At 46.1% G+C, this 24480-nt stretch carries 23 protein-coding genes and 1 pseudogene; 2 read left to right on the forward strand and 22 right to left on the reverse strand.

Going from position 1 to position 24480, the window contains the following annotated elements:
- Nucleotides 1–600: 600 nt before the first annotated feature.
- The 22 genes and pseudogenes from icd to V3V99_10540 all read right to left on the reverse strand — a co-directional run bounded on the left by icd (nt 601) and on the right by V3V99_10540 (nt 23337).
- Entirely contained in the window at nt 601–1851 is a 1251-nt protein-coding gene (icd, locus tag V3V99_10435; GenBank protein ID MEE9443069.1) for an isocitrate dehydrogenase (NADP(+)), read from the reverse strand.
- 13 nt (nt 1852–1864) lie between these two features.
- Nucleotides 1865–2791, reverse strand: a complete 927-nt coding sequence (mdh, locus tag V3V99_10440; GenBank protein MEE9443070.1) for a malate dehydrogenase — start codon at nt 2789–2791, stop codon at nt 1865–1867.
- 32 nt (nt 2792–2823) lie between these two features.
- On the reverse strand, nt 2824–4038 hold the full coding sequence (locus V3V99_10445; GenBank protein MEE9443071.1) for a lactate racemase domain-containing protein: 1215 nt from the start codon (nt 4036–4038) through the stop codon (nt 2824–2826).
- A 6-nt stretch (nt 4039–4044) separates the two neighbouring features.
- Nucleotides 4045–4443: a nucleoside-diphosphate kinase gene (gene ndk / locus V3V99_10450; protein ID MEE9443072.1), complete on the reverse strand. Its 399-nt coding sequence runs from the start codon at nt 4441–4443 to the stop codon at nt 4045–4047.
- An 8-nt stretch (nt 4444–4451) separates the two neighbouring features.
- Nucleotides 4452–5051, reverse strand: coding sequence for a 2-oxoacid:acceptor oxidoreductase family protein (locus V3V99_10455; protein MEE9443073.1), 600 nt, complete (start codon nt 5049–5051; stop codon nt 4452–4454).
- Nucleotide 5052: 1 nt separating this feature from the next.
- Nucleotides 5053–5898: a 2-oxoacid:ferredoxin oxidoreductase subunit beta gene (locus tag V3V99_10460; protein MEE9443074.1), complete on the reverse strand. Its 846-nt coding sequence runs from the start codon at nt 5896–5898 to the stop codon at nt 5053–5055.
- The gene (locus V3V99_10465) at nt 5898–7043 is read right to left on the reverse strand and encodes a 2-oxoacid:acceptor oxidoreductase subunit alpha (protein MEE9443075.1); all 1146 of its coding nucleotides are present in this window, start codon (nt 7041–7043) and stop codon (nt 5898–5900) included. Before V3V99_10465 ends, V3V99_10460 begins: the two co-directional genes overlap by 1 nt.
- A 10-nt stretch (nt 7044–7053) precedes the next feature.
- A complete protein-coding gene (locus tag V3V99_10470) occupies nt 7054–7329 on the reverse strand; it encodes a 4Fe-4S dicluster domain-containing protein (GenBank protein MEE9443076.1) in 276 nt (91 codons plus the stop codon).
- 31 nt (nt 7330–7360) lie between these two features.
- Complete coding sequence (gene sucD, locus V3V99_10475; protein MEE9443077.1) at nt 7361–8335, reverse strand: succinate--CoA ligase subunit alpha; 975 nt, start codon at nt 8333–8335, stop codon at nt 7361–7363.
- A gap of 9 nt (nt 8336–8344) precedes the next feature.
- Nucleotides 8345–9487: an ADP-forming succinate--CoA ligase subunit beta gene (gene sucC / locus V3V99_10480; protein MEE9443078.1), complete on the reverse strand. Its 1143-nt coding sequence runs from the start codon at nt 9485–9487 to the stop codon at nt 8345–8347.
- Nucleotides 9488–9520: 33 nt separating this feature from the next.
- Nucleotides 9521–10861 (reverse strand): HD domain-containing protein, encoded by a 1341-nt coding sequence (locus tag V3V99_10485; protein ID MEE9443079.1) that lies wholly within the window; start codon nt 10859–10861, stop codon nt 9521–9523.
- A 25-nt stretch (nt 10862–10886) separates the two neighbouring features.
- Complete coding sequence (gene arcC, locus V3V99_10490) at nt 10887–11849, reverse strand: carbamate kinase (GenBank protein MEE9443080.1); 963 nt, start codon at nt 11847–11849, stop codon at nt 10887–10889.
- Nucleotides 11850–11855: 6 nt separating this feature from the next.
- Nucleotides 11856–13193 (reverse strand): cyclic 2,3-diphosphoglycerate synthase, encoded by a 1338-nt coding sequence (locus V3V99_10495; GenBank protein MEE9443081.1) that lies wholly within the window; start codon nt 13191–13193, stop codon nt 11856–11858.
- Between the two features lie 169 nt (nt 13194–13362).
- Nucleotides 13363–14859, reverse strand: coding sequence for an aldehyde dehydrogenase family protein (locus V3V99_10500; protein MEE9443082.1), 1497 nt, complete (start codon nt 14857–14859; stop codon nt 13363–13365).
- Between the two features lie 272 nt (nt 14860–15131).
- Nucleotides 15132–15911, reverse strand: coding sequence for a class I SAM-dependent methyltransferase (locus V3V99_10505; protein ID MEE9443083.1), 780 nt, complete (start codon nt 15909–15911; stop codon nt 15132–15134).
- A complete protein-coding gene (locus V3V99_10510; GenBank protein ID MEE9443084.1) occupies nt 15886–16638 on the reverse strand; it encodes a class I SAM-dependent methyltransferase in 753 nt (250 codons plus the stop codon). The genes V3V99_10505 and V3V99_10510 overlap by 26 nt, the downstream gene beginning before the upstream one ends.
- Complete coding sequence (locus V3V99_10515) at nt 16581–17735, reverse strand: glycosyltransferase (GenBank protein ID MEE9443085.1); 1155 nt, start codon at nt 17733–17735, stop codon at nt 16581–16583. The genes V3V99_10510 and V3V99_10515 overlap by 58 nt, the downstream gene beginning before the upstream one ends.
- Nucleotides 17728–18756 carry a glycosyltransferase gene (locus V3V99_10520; GenBank protein MEE9443086.1) on the reverse strand — a complete coding sequence of 343 codons (1029 nt, stop codon included), beginning with the start codon at nt 18754–18756 and terminating at the stop codon, nt 17728–17730. The genes V3V99_10515 and V3V99_10520 overlap by 8 nt, the downstream gene beginning before the upstream one ends.
- Nucleotides 18753–20657, reverse strand: a complete 1905-nt coding sequence (locus tag V3V99_10525) for a DUF2723 domain-containing protein (GenBank protein ID MEE9443087.1) — start codon at nt 20655–20657, stop codon at nt 18753–18755. The genes V3V99_10520 and V3V99_10525 overlap by 4 nt, the downstream gene beginning before the upstream one ends.
- An 88-nt stretch (nt 20658–20745) precedes the next feature.
- Nucleotides 20746–21177, reverse strand: a complete 432-nt coding sequence (locus V3V99_10530; GenBank protein ID MEE9443088.1) for a prepilin-type N-terminal cleavage/methylation domain-containing protein — start codon at nt 21175–21177, stop codon at nt 20746–20748.
- A gap of 344 nt (nt 21178–21521) precedes the next feature.
- Nucleotides 21522–21704: pseudogene (locus V3V99_10535) on the reverse strand (prepilin-type N-terminal cleavage/methylation domain-containing protein).
- Between the two features lie 259 nt (nt 21705–21963).
- Entirely contained in the window at nt 21964–23337 is a 1374-nt protein-coding gene (locus tag V3V99_10540) for a sigma-54 dependent transcriptional regulator (protein MEE9443089.1), read from the reverse strand.
- Nucleotides 23338–23616: 279 nt separating this feature from the next.
- Here V3V99_10540 and V3V99_10545 point away from each other — a divergent pair, with 279 nt between their 5' ends.
- Both V3V99_10545 and V3V99_10550 read left to right on the forward strand, forming a co-directional pair.
- Entirely contained in the window at nt 23617–24072 is a 456-nt protein-coding gene (locus V3V99_10545; protein MEE9443090.1) for a GAF domain-containing protein, read from the forward strand.
- Between the two features lie 10 nt (nt 24073–24082).
- Entirely contained in the window at nt 24083–24247 is a 165-nt protein-coding gene (locus V3V99_10550) for a DUF5668 domain-containing protein (protein ID MEE9443091.1), read from the forward strand.
- Nucleotides 24248–24480: the final 233 nt, after the last annotated feature.

Below are 24480 nucleotides of genomic sequence, written 5' to 3' on the forward strand. Positions count from 1 at the left end.
AATACACTGTATTTTCCGAATTCATCCTTATATGTAGATGAAACATATTACAATTAAGCAATCGCACGTAGCAGCGCGATTTCCGCGCCCGCGCGGATATATTAACTATATTTTTTGCGGACCGGGAAACCCGGCGCCTACAGAAAAACAGGCCATCGCCTGTCGTAATCACCACCGATTTGATATGACCAAAAACGTTAATCTGAGGAAACAAACCCATTTTAGAAGTTGCTCACTGTTCCGTCGGTTCCTTAGCGAAGCGGCGAACCGACGGTAGGCCATCTACGCGACAGCCAAAAAGGGATGATATCCCCGACAGCCAAAAAGGGATGACATCCCCGACAGCTGAAAACAGGCCTTTGCCTGAAAAAGGACAAAACGAACCCAATTCCCTGTAACTCATACGGGAACATTTACATATAAGGAATTTCCAGAAATGCAATTGTGGATAACTCTACTGGATTCCCGACTCGTCCCCGTTTCACAGGGACTCTCGGGAATGACAGGCTTGTAGTCTAATACAAAAAAAGCAGGAGCTTCGAAAAAAGCTCCTGCCTGTGATAGCAAATTATGTCGATCAAAGATGCAATATCACATAGTCTATCTCATATTCTTAATAATCGCTTCGGCGTATTTGGAAGTCGAAAGTTTTTTGGCGCCTTTCATCAGACGATGCAGATCATATGTAACCGTCTTTTTCTGAATCGTCTTTTGAATCGCCTTGACCACCATTGTCGCCGCCTTATCCCAGCCGAGATACTCAAGCATCATCACACCGGAAAGAATCAGCGAACCCGGATTGACCATGTCTTTGTCGGCGTATTTCGGCGCAGTGCCGTGAGTAGCCTCAAAGAGACCGACATAATCGCCAATATTGGCGCCGGGAGCCATGCCCAGCCCGCCTACCTGCGCGGCGGCGGCGTCGGACATGTAATCGCCGTTCAGATTCGGCGTCGCGATAATATCGTACTCGTCGGTGCGGGTCAGAATCTGCTGGAACATCGAATCGGCGATGCGATCCTTGATGACAATTTTGCCTTTCGGCTGTTTGCCATTGTATTTGCTCCAGAGTTCATCTTCGGTGATGGTCTTTTTCGGAAATTCCTTTTTAGCCAGTTTATAACCCCAGTCGCGGAAAGCGCCCTCGGTGTATTTCATGATGTTGCCTTTGTGCATCAGCGTCACCGATTTCAGCTTGCGGTCGATGGCGTACCGAATCGCTTTGCGGACGAGGTTATTGGTGTTTCTTACCGAAATCGGCTTGATGCCAATACCGGAATCGAGACGGATGCTGCGCTTCATATTCTTGTTGATCCAGTTGATGACCTTCCTGGCGTCCCTGGTGCCTTTCTTCCATTCGATTCCGGCATAAACGTCTTCGGTATTTTCACGGAAAATAACGACATCCATCTTTTCCGGATTTTTCACCGGCGAGGGAACGCCTTTGAAATAGCGCACCGGACGGACGCAGGCATAAAGGTTCAGAACCTGACGCAACGTCACGTTGAGCGAACGAAAACCGCCGCCAATCGGAGTGGTCAGAGGGCCCTTGAGAGCGACATAATAATACTTGATAGCGTCAAAAGTTTCCTGCGGAGCCCACTCTTTGTAAATTCGGTTGGCGTTTTCACCGGCGTAAACATCCATCCAGGCGATTTTCTTTCTGCCTTTGTACGCCTTTTTGACGGCGGTATCAAGAACGATGCGCGTCGCTTTCATGATGTCGCGGCCGATACCATCCCCTTCAATAACCGGGATAATCGGCTTGTTGGGGATTCTGAGTTTTTTATTCTTAACAGTTATTCGTTGTCCGTTTTCGGGAATCTTAATATGCTTAAATTTTGGTGCCACAATTATCCTCCGATTAATAGCCGATTTCCTTCAATACGCCGCCGTACTTTTTGGCTGACGTCTGCAGATCTTTCATTTCTTTTTTGGTCAAATTCAGTTCAATTATTTTCTCCACGCCCTTGCCACCGAGAACCGCCGGGACGCCAATATAGATATCTTTGACGCCGTATTGGCCGCTCAGGTAACACGAACACGGCAGAACACGTTTTTCGTCGCACAGGATGGAACGAGCCATCTGAACCGAGGCCGCCGCAGGAGCGTAATAGGCTGAACCGGTCTTGAGCAGTTTGACGATTTCGCCGCCACCGAAACGGGTGCGTTCGGAGATTTCCCTAATCCGTTTGGCGTCGATCAGTTCCTTGATCGGAATACCGGACACGGTCGTATATCTCGGGAGTGGAACCATGGTATCGCCGTGCCCACCGAGAACCATCGCCTGAACATCGGTGTAGGCAACGCCGAGTTCCATAGCGATAAAAGCGCGGAAACGGGTCGAATCCAAGATACCCGCCTGGCCGCAGACACGATTCTGCGGGAAGCCGGTAACTTTCCACATATGATAAGTCATAATGTCGAGAGGATTGGATACGACGATAACAAACGCTTTGGGTGCGTATTTTTTGACATTCTTGGCCGCGCCGCCAACAATTTTGGCATTCATATTAAGTAGATCTTCGCGCGACATGCCGGGTTTACGAGCCAGTCCGGCGGTCATGATGACGATATCGGCGCCCTTGATATCTTTATAATCGTTACTGCCGGTAACCATGCCGTTGTATCCGCGGACCGACGCGGCCTGAGTCAAATCGAGAGCCTTGCCCTGTGGGAATCCCTCAATAATATCAATCATGACAACTTCGGCCAGATTAGCTTCCGCGGCGTATTGGGCCACCGAAGCGCCCACATTTCCCGCCCCGATAACTGCGATTTTCTTATTCATTAATTGCCTCCGATTCTATTTGTTTGTTAGTCCTATTTAGCAACCATTTGTCCGGCATCCCGGACAATCAATATATTTAAATTTTCTTTTTGGTATCTTAATTTTTGAATTTCGGCGTCAATCGATACCGCCGGTTCCCAATAAATCTGTTCTACTATTTCCGGTTTCAGACCGGTCAGCGCTCTGACGTTAATCCGTTTTGACATCATGATAATACGCGACAGTTTGTGAATTCCCATCGGCGGATTATCCATCGCGGCGTGCGAGAGAACCATACTTTCATCAGATAGTTTTCCCGCCAGCCGATAAAATTCATCGTTTCCAATACCTTCGGAACAAGAGGAAACCGCCAAAACCGTGCCTCCGTCGGCAACAACCATCTGACAATTTTCGACGGCCTTTTGCAACTGGTACAGATTTCTGTCTAACGGCGGAAGCATCTCGGCGATGACAAGGTCGAAAGAATGGGACGCTTTGTAGGCATATAAATCTTCAACAATCGAAACCGCTTCGTCAAACGAAGTTTTTAAATCTCCCGCAAAGGCATCGATTATTTTATGATTGCGGTTTAGGACCAGTTGAATCGAAATCAACGGCGGCAGAGAAATGATATCGATCAAATCCTGCAAATTCTCCGCCATCGGATTGCCATTTAGCCGTAGCGGCTGAGCTTCCGGAGAAACGGCAAGGGCGTGATTTCGCCGAGTCGTTTCAAAATCAGCCAATCCCGGTATGATGGATTTGCGTCCGCCAGTGAAGCCGGCAAAGTAATGGGGTTCGACCGATCCGATAATAATAATTGCCGGATACTCAAAGAGAAGCTTATTTACAAGTACAGGTCTCCTCTCAAATTCTCCCCCATTACGCATCGATTCCGGATTTCGGGAATCGTGGGAAAATATTCTTTCACCCTCGCCGAGCTTATATCCGGAAAAAATCATGGCGACATCATCATCATCGGGGGCCGGATGATTGCCGCAGGCAATAAGGTAATCGGCCTGAAATTCAGGATACCACTTTTTAAGATGAGAAAGAACTGTTCCGGTCGGCGTCGGTCGGAAGGCGTCATTGACGATCACCAGGGGCCGGTTTTCGATAAAACTATCAAAACCAGCTTCCTTTAGCCGTTCCTGAAAAACCGTTTCGTCAAGAAGCGGTACATCATCGGACGGCTCGGCGATAATTAATGTATCTCCCGACTCTATCGAGAAGGAATGTTGTTCATTCCCGAAAGCAACCGAAGGCATAATCACCTATGTGAAGAAAAACGGAATTTCGATTTCGGCCGATTCAGTAGAATCGGAAGCATGAACCGAGTTCCGTTGTTTATCTATTCCGATCTCGTCGCGTAATGTCCCACAATCGGCTTCGGCGGGATCGGTGGCGCCAATTAATGTCCTCAAATCCGCGATAGCATTATCTTTTTCAAGAACCATGGGAACAATTCGCACCGACGACATATAGTCAGTCAAGGCATTGAAAAAAGGGCGTTCCTTGTGGACAAAATAAAACTCCCCGGCTTCCTCTTTGGAAAGCTTTACCATCTTCATTTCGACAATGGTAAAATTAGCCTTTTCCAGCCAGCTGATGATATGGCCGATCAAGTTTCTTTCCGTCGCGTCCGGCTTGATAATCAATAATGTTCGTTCCATTATTATCCCTATGGCTGCTTGACCTTTTTGGCCAGTTTGAATCCGATTTCCAGAGCTTTTAGGTTTTTCTCTTCGGTACCCTTGGGAGCGCGCTCCTTGACGACCTGTCTAATAGAGTCGCGAGTGACGATCCTGGTCAGTTCAACGATTACTCCCAGGGCCATCACATTGGCGACCATCGGATGACCGACCTGTTCTCGGGCATTGCGAATAAAGGGAAACCCATGGCTGTTCTTAAGCGGAATCTTGGTTACCATATTGGATTCGACAATGAGAATACCGTCGGATTTTAAATCCTTATAGTATTTGTCGCACGCTTCCTGAGTAAAGGCCAGAAGCAAATCAAGCTTCATGGTCTTGGGATAATAAATTTCGCCTTTGGAAATTACGACATCGGCGCGGCTGGCCCCTCCGCGCGCTTCCGGACCATAGCTTTGTGTCTGAACGACGTTCAATTTTTGGTCTGAGGCAGTAGCCTGGGCCAATAAGATGGCCGCCAGGATAACGCCGTGTCCGCCGGATCCGGAGATTCGGATTTCATACCGATCGTCTGAAGGCGATTTTTTCTTTTTATTTATATGCGCCTTTTCTTGAGTTGTCGTAGCCATATCAGTCTCGCTCTTCTTTCTGGAATCTTTGAATTATCTTTTCGTATTCATCGCAGAATTCCGGTTTTTCGATATCCCATAAAACACCGGTCAAAAATTTTCCTTCCAGTTTTTCGGGGGGAAGCGATTTGGCCGCTTTGATCGGCATCGCATGCGATTTCATCCATTTGAGCATTGCCACGGCGTCGCCTTCTTTATTCATGCGTCCGTAGTATGTATGACAGTTAGACACCGCTTCGATTAATGAAAAACCTTTCTTTTCGAGGGCGCCGATAATCAGTTTATCCAGTTGCTGAACATGATATACGGTTCCGCGGGCAACGTAGGTCGCTCCCGCGCCTTTGGCCAGAGCGGCGGCATCAAAGTTGTTCTCTACATTTCCATAAGGCGCCGTGGTCGCAAAAGACTTCGACGGGGTCGCAGGACTGCATTGACCGCCGGTCATGCCGTAAATCTGGTTGTTTATCATTATCGTAGTGATATCGATATTGCGGCGGCAGGCGTGGATGAAGTGATTGCCTCCGATAGCCATCGCGTCACCGTCGCCGGTGACAACGATAACCTTCAGGTTGGGCCTGGCCAGCTTGACGCCGGTCGCGAATCCAATCGCCCGGCCATGCGTCGTATGCAGGGTATTGAAATCACAATAGACCGGAAGGCGGCTGCTGCAGCCGATTCCGGACACGATCGCGATATTATTCTTGCGATATTCCAATTTATTGATAGCGCGGATGATTGATCCCATGACGATTCCGATACCGCAACCCGGGCACCAGACGTTGGGAAAATTCTTCTTTACCCTTAGATAGTGATGGATAACATCCGAAGCTTGTACTGTGCCGGGCATTATTTTACCTCCAGTATTTTCTTGAAAATTTCAACCGGGTTGAGAACTTCGCCGTCGTAGCGGTTTAGCTGTTCGACTTTACATCCGCGCGGAGCGATGCGCCTGATCTCGTTGACCAACTGACCCATATTCAATTCCGCGACGAGAACCTTGCGAGCGTGCGATAAATGCTCCCGTATCTGTTCATCGGGGAATGGCCAAATAGTAATGGGGCGAATCAAACCGGCGTGGATTCTCTTTTCCCGAGCCATATGCACTGCCTGGCGAGCCGCCCGGGCGGCGATACCATAGGCGATTACGCAAATTCTGGCATCTTCGGTCATTTCCGTCTCGAGCTGAACCAGTTCGTCGGCGAAGCGCATAATCTTATTGCGGAGTTTATCCAGTTTTTGCTGAATTTCTACCGGCTTGGCGGTTGGAAATCCTTCCTGGTCGTGAGTCAATCCGGTAACATGGAATCTGTAACCATCACCGTAACCGGCCATAGGTGAAATCAGGCTGGGCGTTATTTCAAAATGATGATACCATTCCGTGGGGACGTCCGGCCTTTCGCGATCGATGACTTCCAGTTCGCCTTCTTCCGGTAAAACGATTGTTTCGCGCATATGCCCAATAACTTCATCGGTCAGAATAGTAACCGGAGTACGGAATCGTTCGGCAAAATTGAAGGCCTTAACGGTTTGCTCAAAACATTCCCTGACGGAAGCCGGGGCAACCGCTATCGCAGTATAATCGCCGTGAGTTCCCCAACGGGCCTGCATCGTATCAGACTGAGAAACTTTGGTGGGAAGACCCGTAGAAGGTCCACCTCTTTGGACGTTGACGATGACGCAGGGAGTTTCGGTCATATAGGCGTAGCCGATATTTTCCTGCATCAACGAATATCCGGGTCCGCTGGTCGCGGTCATTGATTTGACGCCGGCAATAGAAGCTCCCACAACAGCGGCCATGGAACCGATTTCATCTTCCATTTGAATGAAACGGCCACCGTACTTGGGGAGCATCCGAGCCAACCCTTCGGCGATTTCGGTCGAAGGGGTAATCGGGTATCCGCCGAAGAAACGGCATCCAGAATAAATCGCGGCGAGTGCGCAGGCTTCATTACCCTGGATTAACTTGCGGACGGAATTTTTATTGTTCGACATTACACCATCCTCACTTGTAGTTCGAGGTTATGACAAAATCAGGGCAATGCAGCCAGCAGATGGCACATTGCGAACACTGTTCGGGTCTGGCCAGTATCGGTTTTCCGTCCCGGTCAGGATCAAAGACGTCCAGGGGACAGAAGGCGATACAGATATTGCAGGCCTTACACCAGTGCAAATATAGGTTTAAGGGCGGGAGGCCTTTGCCTTCCTGATAAGGATACTTGATCTTCTTTTCCTTAGTTGCCTCTTTGGAAGACTGACCTTTCGTTTTTTCCTCAGCCATGATGTACTCCTGAGTATTCACTGCTTGATATTTATTTTTTTCTGGCGGTCGCTTTTTTGGTTTTTTTAGCGGCCGTCTTTTTGACTGTTTTCCTGGTTGATTTTCTGGCAGTCCCCTTCTTCGCTACCTTCTTCTTCTCTTTCATTTTTTCGGCCATAAGACCGGGTAAATCCAGTGGAGAAGTGGCGACAGGGATACCGGCTTTGTTCAGAGCGGCCACTTTATCGGCGGCAGTTCCCGAAGAACCCGAAATTATCGCTCCGGCGTGACCCATTCTTTTTCCGGGAGGGGCTGTCCGGCCGGCGATAAAGGCCACGACCGGTTTGGTCATTTTCTTCTTTATGTAACGAGCGGCATCCTCCTCATCCGATCCGCCGATTTCACCAATCATGACTACGCCTTTGGTCGAGCGATCATTTTCGAAAGCCTCGAGGCAATCGATGAAATTGGTTCCAATGACCTGATCTCCTCCGATACCGATACAGGTTGACTGACCCATTCCTCCAGCGGTTAAGGCAAAAATAACTTCATAAGTCAGCGTTCCACTTCGGGAGACGACGCCAATATTCCCGCGTTTGCATATTTTGCCGGGAATAATTCCAACTTTTGACAGTTCGGGTGAAATGATACCGGGGCAGTTCGGCCCTATCAGGCGAACACCGCGATGCTTGATATAGTGATAAACTTTCATCATATCATTGGCCGGTATTCCTTCGGTAATGCAGACCACGGTTTTTATACCGGCATCGACCGCTTCATAAATTGAATCGGCGGCGAACGCCGGAGGAACGTAAATTACCGATGTATTCACATTGGTTTTGGCGACGGCATCGGCGACTTTATTAAATACGGGAATTCCCGAAATTTTTGTACCGCCTTTACCCGGGGTGACTCCGGCGATGACATTGGTTCCATATTTTTTCATTTGTTGAGCATGAAAGGAACCATCGCGGCCGGTAATTCCCTGGACAACGACTTTGGTTTTTTTATCTACAAAAATGGCCATAATTTTCTCCTACTCCTCATTCAGCCCGGCCTGTTTAATTGCCTTTTGCACGACTTCATCGAGAGTCGGAGCGGTGGGCAAGTTGATCGCTTTCATGATTTTTCTGGCGGCAGCTTCGTTGGTGCCGGTTAGCCGAGTTACTACCGGTACATCCGGGTTCAACTCCTTAAAGGCGGCAACAATTCCATTGGCAACGTCATCGCAACGAGTAATTCCACCGAAGATATTTATCAGGATTGCTTTAACGTTGGAGTCGCTTAGAATAATTCTCATTGCCTTGAGAACTTTTTCCGGGTTAGAGGAACCACCGATATCAAGGAAATTAGCCGGGTCGCCGCCATAATGCTTGACCAGGTCCATGGTTGTCATCGCCAAACCGGCGCCGTTTACGATACATCCGATACTACCATCTAATTTGATAAACGACAGCCCGGCTTCACGAGCCTCGACTTCGGCGGGAATTTCGGCGTCAATATCGCGCATGGCTTCAATTTCCTTCTGACGAAACAGACCATTATCGTCAATATTGAGCTTGGCGTCAATAGCGATGACCTGATTTATCGGAGTAGTAATCAAAGGATTGATTTCTATCAGGGAAGCGTCAACTTTCCAGAAGATGTCATACAATTTCAAAATGATATCAGAGACTTGACGAACCAGTTTAATATCGCGGAAAACTCTATAAGCCAAATTACGGGCCTCAAAGGGGCGCAAACCGACTTGCGGATTGACGGTCAATTTATGAATTTTCTCCGGTGTCTTGGCAGCCACTTCCTCAATATCAATACCGCCCGCAGCCGAAATCATTATCACCGGCATTTTGGTCGCGCGATCAAGAATAATTCCAAGATATGTTTCTGAAGTAATCTCTACCGCTTCGGTAATTAAAACCCTTTTGACCGGCAGGCCCTTAATTTCCATACCGAGAATTCTCTGGGCCCAAATTTTCGCGTCTTCGAGATTTTCAGCGTATTTGACGCCCCCGGCTTTGCCTCTGCCGCCAACATGCACTTGAGCCTTAACCATCACCGGGCGAGCCAGCCTGTCGGCAATTTCCACAGCTTCCTGTACGGTCGTGGCGATTTTTCCTTGCGGCACGGGAATTCCGGCCGCTTGAAAAATCTCCTTAGCCTGATATTCATGAACTTTCATCAAACAGCTCCATTGGTTATATCTATTCCAAAATTATTTGTTTTCCAAGTACTCCCGGGCGTAGTTTAACAAAATCTCAGATGTATTGTCTTCCGGATTATCCAACACCTTTTCCAGAAGATAGTCGATAACCTCCCCTATCACGGGTGATTCGTCCATCCCAAATACACATTGCAAATCATTTCCATCGATTTTTAAATCCGAGCGTCCAAAAGGCGGTTTGCGCTTGATTTCTTCTTTGATAGCTTGCTCCATCTCGTCAACATCTTCGATTGTTCCTCCCATTCCCTGGGCGATTACATCGGCCCGGCGAAGATCCAGCAAATCGGGAATCAAACGCTGGCCGATGCGGCGAATAAAGCGCCTGAGACCTTTGGGGCCTACTTCGGTAGTGAACATATGGCGGTCAACGAGAAGCGCGACGTCTTTAATTAAATCATTCGAATAGCGCAGACGTTTCATTACTTTTTGGGCAACATTGGCGCCCGTGCCTTCATGCCCGTAGAACGTCGCTCCCGAATCCGTAACCCGCTTATGTTTGGGTTTGGTAATGTCATGGAACAGAGCCGCCAACCTCAATGCCAGCCTTGGAGGACAGGCGTCCACGATATGCAGAGTGTGCTCAAAAACATCATAAGCATGAAACCCGCCGGGTTGCTCGCACCCCATAGCCGGCAATAATTCGGGAATGATAAATTCCAACAGGCCGCTCATCTCCATTAATCTCAAACCTATCGACGGCTTCTCAGCCCGCAGGAATATTTTATTCAATTCTTCAGCTATGCGTTCGGGAGATACCGATTCAATTAAATGGGCGTTATCTTTCAATGATTGAAAAGTTGATGTTTCGATTTCGAATTCGAAACGAGCCGCGAATTGAACCGCGCGCAGCATCCGTAAAGGATCGTCATTGAATGAATTCTCAGAAACGACGCGAATAATTTTCTTTTCAATATCAATCTGCCCGCCGAAAGGATCGATTATTGAACCGTCGGCCAGGCTGCGAGCCATAGCGTTGATGGAAAAATCCCGTCGTAATAAATCTTTTTCAACCGGCAGGTCGGGATTAAAATCGACATCGAAATCGGTATGGGCCGGACCGGTAGAGATTTCAGCGCGGGGAAGCGAAACATCGTAAGTTACGGGAACTTCTGATAACATAGATTTTTGACATGGCGTGAATTTAATCACACCGAACGACCGACCAACCAGATCGACCCGGCCGTGTTTAAGCATTAATTGCCTGAGACGTTGAAACGGTATTCCGGTCACAAGATAGTCGAGATCTTTCATATCGACTTTTCGATTCATCAAAGAATCGCGTACACAGCCGCCAACTTCGTAAATGTGCCCTTCCCGTAAAATTTCCTGCACTATGTTTTCCTTCAAAGGCAAATTCCTAATCGGGCACTATGCGGGTTCCGTGCTTTCCGGCCAGCGCATCAGTCGCCTTTTCGATTGAGGTAATAATAACCTCTTTACCTCCGTTATTCAAAAAATCAATCGCCGCTTCCATTTTGGGTCCCATCGACCCAGGCGGAAATTGGCCCTCACTCAGATAATTTTTCGCTTCGGTAACGATAATGTTATCGAGCCATTGTTGATTATCCTGTCCGAAATTTATAGCGACTCGATCAACCGATGTCAGGATAATTAAAATTTCCGCGCCGATTTCTCGACCCAAAACGGCTGAGGCACGATCTTTGTCTATTACCGCGTCAACGCCTTCCAGTCCCAGTACGGGATCGACATAAACCGGTATTCCCCCTCCGCCGGCGGCCAGGACAATCACATGATTGTCAAGAAGCAGTTTGATTATATCTTTCTCGACACAGGTTTGCGGGATGGGAGAAGCGACAACGCGCCTCCATCCGCGATCGGCGTCTTTTTTGACCTTCCATCCACTTTCAAAGGCAAGTTGTTTCGCATTTTCTTCGGTATAAAATTGACCGATATATTTGGTTGGATTTTTTATCGAGGGGTCGTTGTGATCGACAATCATTTGAGTAATAATCGTGCAAACCTGCCGATCCAACCCCTCTTTGATCAGGCGGTTCTGGAGTGATTGCTCAATCATATAACCCATACCGCCTTCGGTATCGGCAACGCATATTCCCAGCGGCAAAATGGGCGCTTTCCCGCGGCCAAGCTCTACTCTAAGTATGGCGTTACCCACCTGGGGACCATTGCCGTGGGTGATGCAAAGATCATACCCACGGCTTATAAGATCTAAAACCGGAGCCAGTGACAGGCGAGTATTGCCAAACTGATTGGATATCGTGTCTTCAATATCCTGGCGCGTTATAGCGTTTCCGCCCAGGGCGATAATCGCCCGTTTATTATGCGACTCACTTTCACTCATTGGCTTCTATTTTTTCTTTCTTGTTTTCTTCGCGAAGGCATTACCAAGGACATCGGCCAAATCAGGATGGCCAATTTCCTGAAGATTATACGTGACCCGCACGGTGGGATGCTTGATATTCACAACCCGACGGAGATCAATCGGAGTTCCAATTACAACCAGATCACATTTTGTCGCGTTGATGGTTTTTTCCATATCCCTGATCTGCTGACCCGAATAACCCATGGCCGGAAGAAGAATACCGATATCGGGATACTTTTCGAAAGTTTCCGTAATTTTCCCGATGGTATACGGTCGAGGGTCGACCAGTTCGGCAGCGCCATATTTTTCGGCTGCCACAATGCCGGCGCCGTAAGTCATCTCACCATGAGTAAGAGTCGGGCCGTCTTCAACGACGAGGACTTTTTTGCCAAGAATTTTCTCGCCATTCTCAACATCCAGCGGTGAGGCGGCATCAATGATAACGGCATTTGGGTTTACAGTCCTGACGTTGGAGCGAACCTCTTCAATACCTTCCGGAGGGGCAGAATCAATTTTATTGATTACGACGACGTCGGCCAGATAAACATTGGTAAGACCGGGATAATAAGTCAATTCATGGCCTGGACGATGGGGATCGACGACTGTGATATAAACGTCGGCCTTGTAGAATGACATATCGTTATTGCCGCCATCCCAGACAATCACATCGGCTTCTTTTTCGGCTTCGCGAAGAATCATTTCATAATCGACACCGGCGTAAACGATGACGCCGCGGTCAATATGAGGTTCGTACTCTTCCCGTTCCTCGATCGTGCATTTGTGCTTATCAAGATCGGAATATTTGGCAAATCTCTGGCAAGCCTGTTTGGCGAGGTCGCCATAAGGCATGGGGTGACGAATGGCAACTACTTTTTTACCCATGTCCTGCAAAACCTGGCATACGCGCCGAGTGGTTTGAGATTTACCGCAGCCGGTACGGGCGGCGCATACGGCGACGACCGGCTTTTTGCTTTTAACCATGGTGGGTTCGCCGCCGACCATCGAGAAAGCCGCTCCGGCAGCGATAACCTGAGAACATTTGGCCATTACTTCATTAAACGCAATATCACTGTATGAGAATACGACCTCGTCGACCTTGTTCTTAACGATAAGCTTAAGAAGATCGGCCTCATCGTAAATTGGAATATCTTTCGGATATAGTTTTCCGGCCAGAGATTTTGGGTATTTACGCCCTTCGATATCGGGAATTTGCGTCGCTGTAAAAGCTACAACTTCATAATCTTTATTGTCGCGATACAGACAATTGAAGTTGTGAAAATCTCTTCCCGCGGCTCCCATTATTATAATTTTTCTTCGTGCCATTTTTTATTTCTCCATGTTCAGTTTCGGTTTAATCAAATTACGTACCATTTTCGTTTTCACGAGTATTATATGGCTGAAGCGTGCCAGACGGTTCGGATAAGAAATCTTCTCCAGTCGGCACGATACAGTTTTTTCTCTTCTCGGTTCATATGCACTATCAAAATCTCATTTACTGGTTATCGATTTGAGCCCGTTGAATGGTTCCCGAAAAATCGACGTAAACCGATTTCCATTCGGAGAACACTTCCAGAGCCTGGGTGCAGGCTTCACGATGACCGTTACCGGTATGCTTGACGCCTCCAAAGGGGAGATGCGTTTCGGCTCCGATGGTAGGAGCGTTGACATAAAAGATTCCGGTATAAACATCACGCATGGCTGAAAAAGCCCGGTTAACATCCTGAGTATAAATCGAAGCCGATAAGCCATAAGCGCAGTCATTGGCCAGTTTAATGGCATGGTCATAACTGCGGGCCGGAATCAAGTCGGTCACCGAGCCGAAAATTTCTTCTTTGAAGATGCGCATCCTGTTGGTCACATCGCCAAAAATAGTCGGTTGTGTATACCAGCCCTTATTGTATTTTCCGCCTTTAAGCCGGCCGCCGCCGCAGAGGAGTTTGGCGCCGTCGTCTTCTTTGCCGATGCGTATATATTCGAGAACGGTATTCATCTGCGATTCATTAATGGCCGGACCCATTTCTGTTTTTTCATTGAGACCGTTGCCGATCTTCAATGCTTTGGCGCGAGCAATGAATTTGCGCGAGAATTTATTATAGATTTTCTTATGCAGAATGATGCGGGATGAAGCGGTGCAGCGTTGGCCGGTCGTGCCGAAGGCTCCCCAGAGCGCACCATCAACGGCGAGGTCTATTTTGGCGTCATCCATGACGATGATGCAGTTTTTGCCGCCCATCTCGAGATGGCAATGTTTGAAATCCGGAGCGCACGCTTCGGCAATCTTGCGGCCGATTTCAGTCGAGCCGGTAAAGGAAATACATCCGACTCGTTCATCACGCATCAATGGTTCGCCGACCGATCCGCCGGACCCGGTAACCATGTTGACGACGCCCGCCGGAAGACCCTCTTCGTGCATAACCTTGACGAGATTGACAACCGATAACGGAGTATCCGTGGCCGGTTTGATCACGACCGTATTTCCCATAACAATGGCCGGTATCATTTTCCATGACGGAATCGCCATGGGGAAATTCCAGGGAGTAATCATTCCGCACACACCGAGAGGCTGACGAACCGACATGCAAAATTTATTATACATTTCCGAGGGCGTGGTTTGCCCGAATGACCGACGGCCTTCACCGGCCATATAGAAAGTCATGTCAATCGCTTCCTGAACATCGCCTCGGGTTTCAGGTAATATCTTACCCATCTCACGCGTCATATCGCGCGATAGCTGTTCTTTTTCTTTAAGTAATCGCTGGGCGATTTTATATAAAATCTCTCCGCGTTTAGGAGCCGGAACCAGTCGCCAGGTTTTGTATGCTTCGGCAGCGGTGGTGATAGCATCGTTAACGTCCCGTTCATCCGATTTTTGGAAATATCCAATGACATCAGTAGTATCCGCCGGATTAATGTTTGGAAAAGTCTTTCCGGTATGAGATTTTACCCATTGACCGTTAATGAAATTTTTATGGGTTTTCGGCCTCGCCATTCCGTCCTCCTAAATCTATATTCGCCAACAAATTTGTGTTTTTCCCTTTCGACCGGTAGGTGAAATATTTCACTATCTCAGTCAGGACAGATAATATATTCGTTTAAAATTGAAAGTCAAATCATTTAGGTGTTTTAGTCTATATTATTAGCGTTGCGGGATAATAAGTTACGAGAGTTTTTTAATGAAAGTTGAATGTCATAATTTTGGCCTGTATAATTTGCCGAATAATTAATTTTGAGAAGTTATTTTCTGTACGTTTTAAGGAATGATTATGACTTATCCCCGGGGCGAATCACAAACACCCAGGCCGGTAGAAGGGGATAAACAATTTTAAACATCCAACGCGGCATACGGGCTAAAAATGAATTTGGTTTGATAACATCATCGGCATAGAATTTTTCGGGATCATCTATAAGCTTCTTAGTGTAATCTATCATTTCGAAATTGCATAACAATTTTCGGAGGTTACGCAGGGATAACAGATAGACATCATATTTGACTTTACGGCCCATCAGATTCAAATATATATGCGACACCCATAAAGGCATCCATGACAGGCACGGTAAAAAATAATGACCTTCGATAAAGACGAAACGATTTCCAGCGCCGAAGTAACAAAAACCATTGGGCGATAATAAACGATTGATTTCATTTGCCAAACCGGGTTGGTTCTCGACATGCTCATAAACCTGATTGCATATGATGACATCGACCGTGCCTTCTTTCAGGGCCGAATTGGTTCCGTCACTGCATAAATAATCGATATTTGAGGCTGAAGTCTTTCGCTTACCCGATCTCAATCCTACGTCATCTACATCCAGCGCAATCACCCGTTTGAAATGTTGGGCAAAAAATCCGGTCATGATAGAAGTGGATGCTCCGAGATCGAGAGCGACTAATTCATTCAGTGGCCGGGAAGAATAATCCTGGCAAACGGCGATAACTTTGGCCGCTTTTTTATTGCGCTGATCTTCATTGAAAAGAACGGGAAATCGTTCGGAAAAAGTTCCGTCCTTTTCATAATCATATTTTATCTGTGTTGTACTCATTTGGCTCCAACATGTAGATTTGCGAGAGAGAAAACAATCCGGGCATTAGCCGGGCCAGCATCTTTCCCAGCGGCTGCATAAATTTCCATTGAGGCGGGAATATCGAAACCGGAATTGCTTTAATTATTGTCAATCCTGTTATTGAAAACAATTCTTTGGCTCGTTTCGGGGAAAACAATCGGATATGTGATTCCTCGAAATGACCGAGATGACTTTTCCCCAATAGTAATTTTATCCGTGATAACAGATGAAATTCATTCGGGACGGAGATAATGAGACAACCATTTGCGTAGAGAGCCTGTTTGAATTTTCGAACGATTTTAACCGAATCAAAAACCTGCTGCAAAACTTCCAGGCACATTATAATGTCATATTTTCCAGGTAAAGGATCCGATTCAAGGTCGCAGATAAAAGCGTCATAGCCATGGCGAGTTAATTCATTTATAGTGTCGGTCGAAATATCGCATCCGCTGACAACGTATCCACGCTGTCGCAAATAAATTAAAATGGTGCCTCGGCCACATCCGACATCAATTATTTTTTGGCCTTTATCTTTGTGCAGTAATGATTCAACGAATGTGGCCCGCTGATGTGAACGGGCGTCGGCGCTCGATATATCGCGAGTACCCCAGTAATTATTGAAGTACGCTTTTTTTTGTGAAACATCATTTAGCATAGCGCGGGTTCCTTCTGATTTGCCCCATGCGATAAATGATTTTTCAGCCATTCTGTAAACGTATCGGCAGACCGATCAACATCAAGCTCTTCGACACATAAAGCAAAACGGCGAGTATCAAATGACATTCCCTGAATTATATTTTTCATCGCGTTCGCGAGCTCTTTTGGGGAATTAGGCGGAACGACAATGCCGGTGTGGTATTTTTCCGTAAAATGTTTCAAATCGCCGATATCGGTTACTATCACCGGTTTTTTTAACTGCATCGCCTCACTAAAAGTGAGTGGCAGTGAATCGACATGCGTCGGTATCACTGCCGCCGCGGCGCTTGATATAATACGAAACATCTTTTCCCGCGGCAAAAATCCCAAATTTTTTACCCGGCTCTGTAAACCGAGAGTTTTTATTTTGTTTTGAAGTTTACTTATATCCGGGCCATCTCCAATGTAACACAGCGACCATGAGGGAAATTCCTTTATAATTAGATGAAACGCTTCCAGCAGATCGAATACGCCTTTTGATTTACAAACACGGCCGGGACAAACAAAAAGATTTTCCGTCCCTGCCTGCTCTTCCTCCCGGAAATCGACCTTCCGCATTGATGGCAAAAAATGACATTCTCTGCCCGCCAGCTTTTCGGCCATTTCACTAAGAGCAATGCCATCGCTGTAAGAACGGTCGGCCGCCTGAATAACTTCGATTATTTTCTTCCCCACAACAGGAAGTTGGGCGTAGGAATGGATATCGGAACCAAGGCACCAAACCGCATAAGGCATACCATACATATCTTTTAGTTTTTTGGCGAAGATACCCGAAGGAGCGGACCATAAGGCCAGAGTGAAATCGAAGTTATTTTTTTCATGTAAAGCTATTGACTGGCTGACACCATTTTTAAAATATTTATAAATTTTGTACCAGCTAAGCGGTGAATATTTGGAAAGAGAGCCGATTGTCTTTTTTGCTTCCGACCATTTAAATCTTATGGCATTGTATTCGTCATCGTATCGGTCGGCTTTGTGATAAGGAGTCAGTACCGTTACGTCGATGTCCTTTTGCCTGAGACGTTTGACAAAATCAAAGACAAACGGAGAAGCACCGTCATCGGGATGAGCCGGGTAACGATTGGATATGAGGAGAAGTTTAATCAACGCTCACTCTTTGTTTTTCATCTTCTTTTTCAATTTGCGGTTCATCCTTATTTTCAATCTTTTTGATTGATTGAATTATCTCACCCTGTCGTCGCTGCATGCGAAAAATTTCGCGGCGCAAACTGACCAGCAGCGAGCCCAAAAAGCCGAATAGTAAAACCTGCATCCCGGCCAAAAGAACAATTATCATCAATGTCATCAAGGGGCGATTGGGATTTAGCTGAGCGTTCTGCCACAGATAGATTATGTAGCTTCCCATCCCCAGACCGGCCAATATCAAAAGCGATCCTACTACGCCAAAGAGTATCGAAGGCTTTTCAAAAACTGAAAAGAGAATATGCGACAATGCCGTAGCCTTAAATCGGAATTTTGATTTGCCTTTTGCCCGTCCGGTTAATTCGGCGGGGAATTCAATATGGCGGAAACCGGCCGCGATGCTTTTGGATAATATTTCGAGATGAATTTCTTTGCCGTCCGATTCCAAATCCAACGATTGAATCGCCGAGGCTTTATACCCTCTTAATATTCCCGTCACGGTTCGGAGATTGCCCGGCATGATGCGCGATAAAAACAAATTAGCCATCCGGCTGATAAAAAGTCTCCTGGAGGGTACGTTTTTTGTCGAGCCGCCTTCCATATAGGGAGACCCGATTACCATATCGGGCGCTTCCGGCAGACTCAGGATTTGATACATAGCCGGCAAATAAGCCTCATCGTAGGAAAGATCGGCGTCACAGGTGAGGATATATTTTCCTCGGGCATGAGCGATTCCGGTACGCAGGGCTCTCCCCCGCCCCGAATTATCGGGATAACCAACCGGACGCAGGGTATCATCCTGCCGAGCCATAGCCTGCAATTTTCCCATAGTATTATCTTTTGAACCATCGTCAACCGCGATAATTTCAAACGGCATATTGGTAATTTTCAGAGCGGTTCGAATCATTTCGATGTTGCCCGGCAAATTGTCGGCTTCGTTATACATCGGGACGACGATAGATATTTCGATATGATCTTTATTCATTTCAAACTTAATTTCCTTCCGGATAATTTATTAAGTAATTGTTCGGCTTCGGGACATCCCTCTCCGATTTTAGTCGCCTGTTCCAGCAGTAAAACGGCATCGGCGGTCCGGCCGGAATTCAGCATGGCTATTCCGAGTCTCAAAAAATATTCCGGATTTTCATCGTCGGTCCGGATAGCATATTCAAAATATTCCAGGGCATAATTCGGGAGGCGGCGCCGGTCATAAAAAGTACCCAGATTAAAGGCATTGCGAGCAACAAATTCCCTGGTCAATAAATCGGCTGCGTTGCCAGCTATATTCTCCAGAATTGTTTTTTGCTCTTCTATTTTATCGGAATTTATTTCTTGTTTTTCCTCGCTGAGGCAAAATAGAAATCCATCGGGATGAATATGTTCCGGATTTATTCCGGGCACTCCGTATTGAATGTAGATTGGCCGTAGAGGAAAATTCAAATCGCATAAATATGAGATATATTCAGGCAGCGAAATTATCTTGTTTTGGTCGATTACTTCCGGCAGCAAAAGATCGGGATAATTGATTTCTAATTGTCCTCGATAATCCGGCCGATACAGGGCTCCCGCCGATATTACCGCGATATCGCTTCTTTTATTCTGGGCGTAGCAATGATTCCACAGAGGTAGAACGACATTATCTTCATTGACAATCAAAAGCGATTTCCGAGGTGCCCGATCGAGGATAGATTCGGCCAAAATATCGGAACCTCTGGCTGCGGACAAATCGGAAGCGTATAAATTTTCATAGAGCTGGAAAAACGCGAGGATGACAAAAACGGCAGGTATGAATTTTCCGAAATTTGATTTGTTCTTTATTTGTTCCGCTAATGAGAACAATCCCGATATGGAGATGATAATAAGTACGGCAAGGGGAATCCCTGTATAAGCCACGATATCAAAATTGAATAGTCTGAATTCGGCGGCCCATATCACCAGCAGGAATCCGAGAGGAAACAAAGATGCCATTAACACCAAATCCCATCGTCGGTTTCTGAATACCCGGAAGAGACAAGCAATCAAGCCTATCAAAATCAAGCTTCCTGTTTGATCGTATATAAACCGGACTAATGCTCCAGCCCTCTCAGCATAATTGGGTACGGCTGCTTGTGATGCAGGGATGAAATCCTGGCCGGTTCTTGTTATCGCTTTGAATGTCGCGGAGATTGTCTTGGGTTGACCGGAATTTACTGCGGGATCGAGATTGGCTCGAATCGGCAAATAGATATATGCGCTCAATGCAATCGCAAATATTACCATTCCAGTAGAAACTATTTTTCCAACAAACCCAAAATCGAATTTTTGAGTCAGGTGGAATACCATTCCAATAAATAGAGGCAAAGTGATTAACGCCAAAAGTGAATGATTGGTAAATGCTAACCCTTGAATAAAAATAGCGAGGAAACAAAGTTTCACTTTTTGACGATTGGATTTCTCACTTAGAATTTTCAGATATAAAAACATTATTAGCGCAAGAAGGAGGTTATTCAGGGCGTAAACTTCGGCACGAAGGGATGACTGCCAAACCGGCAAGGTCAACCCGATCATGATTGCTCCGCAAGAGGCAACCAGTTTGGAATTAATTGAACCACTTATAATTCTGCTCATGAATGATAAAAGGATAAAATAAATGACCACTCCTGCAAATGAAGACGCGACGGCCGAATAGAGATTGCTGTCAAAAGCCGGACCGCCAGGGCTGATTAAATGAAAGGCTTTCCCGATAATCGTATAAATGGGAAAACTCGGTGAATGAGGCAATCCCAGTATTTCATTGCAGGTGGCAAAAGCGGCTGAATCGACCCAGAAATTCCCTGGGGCAATCGTCCAAAGATAAATTGCCAACAAAATTATAAAAACGGAAGCTGGAGCCGTAACTTGTTTCATAAACTATATTTCGGCTGATATGAAAAAGATTTGACCAATAAAAAAAGCGGGCATTGCCTGCTTTATGGATTTTTATACACGAAGGGTATTAAAAATCGGCGTCATTACTGACGCAAATAAGATTCCCGCCTTCATCTATAGTCCACGTATCGACGTCGTCGTCGTCGTCAAGAATACCGCAGGTGGCGGTAACTAACAAGTCGGTATCATCGGCGGTGTTGATGGTATAGGTATAAATCGCGCTGGGCATGATTTCAACCATAATACCCTCGAAAGCAGTCGGTGCCACGGCGGAGCCGGTCACTCCCGCTCCCCAATAAGAGGTATGATCAAGACGATACTGGCGTTCCATACTGTATAATTGTTTCAGCATCTGCTTGGCTTCGACCTGTTTGGATTTAGTCGAGACTCTCATGAATCGAGGTACAGCCAGGGCGGCCAATATGCCGACAATAACAACAACAATCATCAGTTCAATTAGCGTAAACCCCTTTTGATTCCGACGGAATATGGAAAACATTTTAAACCTCCACGTCAGATTTCAATAATCGATTCGTACCTAAAAAAAGGGCGGAAGTGACTGCTTCCGCCCAAAAGGTGCTTTTTATCAATTTAGTTTAAGACAACATCATCTGCGGTACAAAGCAGCTCGCCTCTTTCATCGATAGTCCAGGAATCTACCTGAACATCATCATCAAGAATACCACAGGTGGCCGTCACGAGAAGATCGGTGCCATCGGCTGTGGTGATGGTGTAGGAATAAATAGCGGTCGGCATAATTTCGACACCAATGGTATTGAAGGTGTTAGGCGCTGCGGCTGAAGAAGTTATACCAGCTCCCCAATAGGTGCTGTGATCCTGACGATAGGTACGTTCCATAGTATAAATCTGTTTTAATACCTGTTTGGCTTCAGACTGTTTTGACTTGGTTGAAGCCCTCATGAAACGAGGAATAGCCAGAGCAGCCAAAATACCGATGATTACGACAACGATCATGAGCTCGATGAGGGTGAAACCTCTTTGACGATTGTGGAATTTTGAGAACATTGAAAACCTCCTAATACTTTAACGTTGGTTCTTTGTGTTGGTTACTTTTCATACTGTCTTCACTATTGCAAGGGATATGCCATTTGAAGATAAAGTTCAAATTTGCTTGAGCGATTTCCATAACCTTCTATCCTACAATACCTTTTCCCTTGAAAATTTATCCCGGTATTATCATTTTTGGCCATATATGGGTTTGAGGCTATATATTTTCGTTTGTATTCTGCCCACATAATTGCATTTTGCCATAGTCCAGCCAGGATTATTTAGCCTTTTCCTTTATCCCTCCGGTTTTATATTTTTCCAGTTTTCTATACAAAGTCGAAGCGTCTATTCCCAATACCTTGGCCGCTTTTGATTTATTGCCGTCGGATTGATCCAGGACCCAGTGGATATAGGCTTTTTCTATAAATTCAAGAGGAGGTGTTTTCTGGTCAGCCGGGCCGACTAAAGAATCCTGCTTGCCGGTCACAACATTGTCGGGGAATGATGCAGGCGCCAGTATATTATCTTTGGAAAGCAATACCGCTCTCTCAATAGTATTCTCAAGTTCACGGACATTACCGGGCCAGAAATAAGCCGAAAGAAGGCTATATACTTCAGGCTGAATTTCTTTCTTCTCCAAACCGTGGCGGCGGCAGAATTTATTGACAAAAAAGTCAATTAGAAGCGGAATGTCGTCAGCTCTTTCGCGAAGAGGCGGTATATGAATCGGAATTACGTTTAGGCGATAGTACAAATCGGCCCGGAAGCGGCCTTCCTTGACTTCTTGTTCCAAATTGGCGTTGGTGGCCGTGATAAGACGAACATCAACCGATATAGGAGTCGTCTCTCCAATCGGCGTTATCTTCTTTTCTTCAAGAACCCGAAGAAGTTTGGCCTGTATTGAAGGCGAAGTATCGCCTATTTCATCGAGGAAAAATGTCCCGCCGTCGGCGACTTTGAACTGACCTTCCTTGGCCTTAACAGCTCCGGTAAAAGCTCCTTTGCCATGACCGAATAATTCGGATTCCAATAGAGTTTCCGGAATAGCGGCGCAATTGATACTAACAAAGCGTCCGTCGCTTCGGTCGGATATTAAATGCAGACCTCGGGCGACTAAATCCTTTCCGGTTCCGGATTCGCCCCGAATTAGAACCGTGGAATCGGCCCGGGCAACCTGTTTGATCAATTCCTTCAGCCGGATAATTGGCTCGGAAATTCCTACTATACTATCCAAACCCTGAGTTTGAGCCAACTGCTTGCGCAGGCTAATATTCTCGCCGACTATTATATTATGAGAAACGACCTTTTCAATGGCCAGTTTGATTTCGTCTATCTTAAATGGTTTGGTGATGTAGTCACAGGCCCCCAGCTTCATCGCCTCAATCGCCGATTCCACCGAGGCGAAGGCGGTCATGACGATAAAATCCTGATGCTCTTTTTTATCTTTAACCTGATTGAGAAGTTCCAGCCCGGACATTTCCGGCATCATCATATCAGTGATGACGAGATCATAATCATTGTCGCAAATCCGTTTTACGGCATCATTTCCATTAGTGCTGGTCTCGACCTCATACCCCTCCTTCTGGAGCATGATAGCCATGAAGTTGCACATGGATTCTTCATCATCGACAACGAAAATTCTATTAGCCATGTTCTTTTTCTTCCCTTTATGGAAACTGTGGTTGGAGAAAAGCTTCCATTACAGGAAATCGGCAATAGACATAGGCCCTAAAGGCTGGATTAGCATTTTGCAATATATTTTAACAGATATGCGAAGTAGCTATATCCACGCTGTAAGTTGTATAATAGCAACCAAATACACCTGTGTAAGAGTTCTACGGGCAAGACTGTAATCCCAAATATTTTGAGAGGATTCTTGATTTATATTTATTAACGCTTTTTATTGTAGTTTTAGACTCGGGAGCTATTAATGATGGAAAATTCTTTACTTGCTGAAATCAGAAAGATCGCCGAAAATACCGGTGAAAAATCTGATTTCCTGATGAAAGCGGCCCAGACAATTCAAAACAATTATCCTCAATATAACTGGATCGGATTCTATTTCTTAAAAGAAGAAAAGTTACATGTCGGGCCGTATGTCGGCAAGCCGACACCCCATACTATAATTGATCTTAATAGCGGAGTCTGCGGGGCGGCTGTCAGCCAACAGGAGACTATTGTTGTAGATGACGTCAATGCCGATCCGAGATACCTGGCCTGTTCTCTTGAGACGAAATCCGAAATTGTGATACCCATAAGATGCAATGGCGAGATAATCGGTGAATTGGATATAGACTCGAATAAAAAAGCGGCCTTTACCGAAGATGATAAAATGATTTTAGAAGAGGCTGCGGAATTAATCGGCGATATATTGAGTAAGTACTAATCGGGAGGAAATGATGTTTTTTGGAATAGTTCTGGTTATCCTGGGAGTTCTATTACTGTTAAAGGAAGTCGGCATAATCCACTGGACATTTTGGGGATATTTCTGGCCGATTCTGATTATCGCCCTCGGAGCCCGCATGATTATGGGCGGTAAAAAAAACACATCAATTGATTAATTGCTCCGCGGTTTCCACTTTGGATCAAGATGGAACAGGCTTATGGATTTTAGCCGGGGAGAAAAACACCAGATTGATGCTATTGCGGATTACATCGTGCAGCAACTCTTTATAAATCCTCAGCGTCTTTTAATAGAAGCAAAATGTAAGGATAACCCTACTGATATTTCTGTTACACGAAATGTCGGGGGCGTGTTGAAGGATGTTGGTGAATATTGGCATAAGGGTGTAAC

The organism is Candidatus Zixiibacteriota bacterium (assembly GCA_036480375.1).
GTDB lineage: Bacteria > Zixibacteria > MSB-5A5 > GN15 > JAAZOE01 > JAZGGI01.